A 2,781-nucleotide genomic window follows, 5' to 3' on the forward strand; every position below is an offset into this window, starting at 1 on the left:
CATGATCAACGGCATGATGACGCTGTCGGGCGCGTGGCACAAACTGCGCACCGACCCGATCCTCAAGTTCATGATCGTCTCGCTGTCGTTCTACGGCATGTCGACCTTCGAAGGGCCGATGATGTCGATCAAGACGGTCAACTCGCTCTCGCACTACACGGACTGGACGATCGGCCACGTGCACTCCGGCGCGCTCGGCTGGGTCGCGTTCGTGACGATCGGCGCGGTGTACAGCATGCTGCCGAAGCTGTTCGGTGCCGAACGCATGCACTCGACGCGCGCGATCGACGTGCACTTCTGGGTCGCGACGATCGGCGTCGTGCTCTACATCGCCGCGATGTGGATCGCGGGCGTCATGCAGGGCCTCATGTGGCGCGCGACCAACACGGACGGCACGCTCACCTACACCTTCGTCGAATCGCTGCGCCAGACCTATCCGTTCTACGTCACGCGCGCGCTCGGCGGGCTCCTGTTCCTGTCCGGCATGCTGATCATGTGCTGGAACGCGTGGAAGACGTGCATGCCGCGACGGGCCGTGCCGGTCGTCGCCGTCCCCCTGCCGGTCCACGCCTGAGGTCGCCCCCATGCTGCATGCCTTCATCGAAAAGAACGTCGGCCTCATGGCCGTGCTGATCATCCTCGCGATCCTCAGCGGCGGCCTCGCCGAGATCGTGCCGCTGATGTTCCAGGCGCAGGCGGTCGAGCCCGCGCCCGGCGTGAAACCGTATTCGCCGCTGCGGCTCGCGGGTCGCGACGTGTACGTGCGCGAGGGCTGCTACGGCTGCCACTCGCAGATGATCCGCACGCTCGCGTCCGAGACCCTGCGCTACGGTCCGTATTCGGCCGCGGGCGAGTCGGTCTACGACCGGCCGTTCCAGTGGGGTTCCAAGCGCACGGGTCCCGACCTCGCGCGCGTCGGCGGCCGCTATTCGGACGACTGGCACCGCGTGCACCTCAAGAACCCGCGCAACGTCGTGCCCGAATCGAACATGCCCGGCTACCCGTGGCTGTCGCAGGCACTCGTCGATCCCGACCTCGTCACGAAGAAGATGCGCGCGTTGAAGCTGCTCGGCACGCCGTACTCCGACGCCGACTTCGCGAGCGTGCGCGACACCGTCACCGGCCAGACCGAGATGGATGCGCTCGTCGCGTACCTGCAGGGGCTCGGCACCAACGTGCAGGCGCCCGCGCCGGAGGCCGCGAAATGATCTCGGGCATCCTCATCGCGCTGATGCTCGTGCTGTTCCCCGCGCTGTTCGCGTGGGCCTGGAGCGCGCGCCGGCGCGAAGCCTTCGACGAAGCCGCCGCGCTCGCGCTCGAGCACGCGGCCGACCCCCTGCATGCGGAGAATCGCCGATGAGCGCGTTCTGGAGCTGGTTCATCATCGTCATCGTCGTCGTCAACATCGTCGGCCTCGTCGTGCTGCTGTTCGCGACCGCGCGCCGACGCAGCGGCGAAGGCGACGCGCGCGCGACGACCGGCCACGTCTGGGACGGCGACCTCGAGGAACTCAACAACCCGCTGCCGCGCTGGTGGTTCGGGCTGTTCGTGCTGACCGTGATCTTCTCGATCGGCTACCTCGTGCTGTATCCGGGCATGGGCAATTTCGCGGGCCGGCTCGGCTGGACCTCGACCGGCGCCGTCAGCGACGAGCTCAAGGACACCAATGCCAAACTCGAGGCGCTCTACGCAGGCTTCCGCGGCCGTGCGCTCGCCGAGCTCGCGCAGGATCCGAAGGCCGTGAAGATGGGTCGCAACGTGTTCGCGAACACCTGCGCCGCGTGCCACGGCTCGGACGCGCGCGGCGCGGTCGGCTACCCGAACCTCGTCGACGACGACGCGCTGTACGGCAGCGATGGCGACACGATGCTCGCGAGCGTGCTGCACGGTCGCCGCGGCGTGATGCCTCCGCTCGCGGCGACCCTGCCCGACGGCGGCGTCGACGAGGTGGCCCATTACGTCATGAGCCTGTCCGGCCGGCCGCACGATGCGCGCCTCGCCGACCTCGGCAAGCCGCGCTTCGAAACGATCTGCGCCGCGTGCCACGGCAAGGACGGCAAGGGCAACCACGCGCTCGGCGCGCCGAACCTCACCGACGACATCTGGCTGCACGGCGGCGGCGACCTCGCCGCGGTGCGCGGCGCGATCACGGACGGCCGCAGCGGCACGATGCCGGCATGGGCGTCGGTGCTCGGCGAAGACCGTGCGCGGCTCGCGGTCGCCTGGCTGCTGTCGCAGAACCCCGCGACCACCGCGGCACCGGCCGCCGCGCCCGTGGGCGGAGCGCAGTGACGATGCGCGGCGAAAGCGTCCACTGGTTCGGTGCGATCCTGTGGCCGTCGTTCTTCGCGGCCGGCGTGGCGACGATGGTGTTCTTCGCGATCGTCGACCCGCTCGACCTCGCGACGATCACCTGGCCGCGCGTGGCGATGTCGCGCGAACTCGGCTACACGATCGGGTTCTTCATGTTCTGGCTCTGCACCGCGTCGGCGAGCCTGTTCACCGCGCTGCTGCTGCGCGTGCCCGCGCCGCGCGAGGCCCGGCGATGAACGCGGGCTCGCGCAAGATCGACGTGCGCGTCGTCGACGGCGGCGGCGCGCTCTATGCGAAGCAGCCGAAGGTCTACCCGCGCGAGATCGACGGCCGTTTCCAGCGCCTGCGCATCGCCGCGGTGTTCTGGTTGCTCGGCATGTTCTACGCGTTCCCGTGGATCAGCATCGGCGGGCAGCAGCTCGTGCTGTTCGACCTGCCGGCGCGCCGCTTCCACGTGTTCGGCCTCAC

5 protein-coding genes and 1 pseudogene are annotated in these 2,781 nt (G+C 69.2%); all 6 read left to right on the forward strand.

The window, feature by feature from the left end:
- Positions 1 to 574: cbb3-type cytochrome c oxidase subunit I (locus tag VI238_RS17205; protein WP_331653586.1), on the forward strand; the 574-nt coding region annotated here is incomplete at its 5' end.
- A 10-nt stretch (positions 575 to 584) separates the two neighbouring features.
- Positions 585 to 1,208, forward strand: coding sequence for a cytochrome-c oxidase, cbb3-type subunit II (ccoO, locus tag VI238_RS17210; RefSeq protein WP_331653588.1), 624 nt, complete (start codon positions 585 to 587; stop codon positions 1,206 to 1,208).
- Complete coding sequence (locus VI238_RS17215) at positions 1,205 to 1,360, forward strand: cbb3-type cytochrome c oxidase subunit 3 (RefSeq protein WP_331653590.1); 156 nt, start codon at positions 1,205 to 1,207, stop codon at positions 1,358 to 1,360. Before ccoO ends, VI238_RS17215 begins: the two co-directional genes overlap by 4 nt.
- Positions 1,357 to 2,292 (forward strand): cytochrome-c oxidase, cbb3-type subunit III, encoded by a 936-nt coding sequence (ccoP, locus tag VI238_RS17220; protein ID WP_331653592.1) that lies wholly within the window; start codon positions 1,357 to 1,359, stop codon positions 2,290 to 2,292. The genes VI238_RS17215 and ccoP overlap by 4 nt, the downstream gene beginning before the upstream one ends.
- Before the next feature lie 2 nt (positions 2,293 to 2,294).
- Positions 2,295 to 2,549: a hypothetical protein gene (locus tag VI238_RS17225; RefSeq protein WP_331653594.1), complete on the forward strand. Its 255-nt coding sequence runs from the start codon at positions 2,295 to 2,297 to the stop codon at positions 2,547 to 2,549.
- A pseudogene (locus VI238_RS17230) lies at positions 2,546 to 2,781 on the forward strand (cytochrome c oxidase accessory protein CcoG); the annotation flags it as partial. The gene VI238_RS17225 and the pseudogene VI238_RS17230, both read left to right, overlap by 4 nt.

It is taken from the genome of Dokdonella sp. (assembly GCF_036518555.1).
GTDB lineage: Bacteria > Pseudomonadota > Gammaproteobacteria > Xanthomonadales > Rhodanobacteraceae > Dokdonella_A.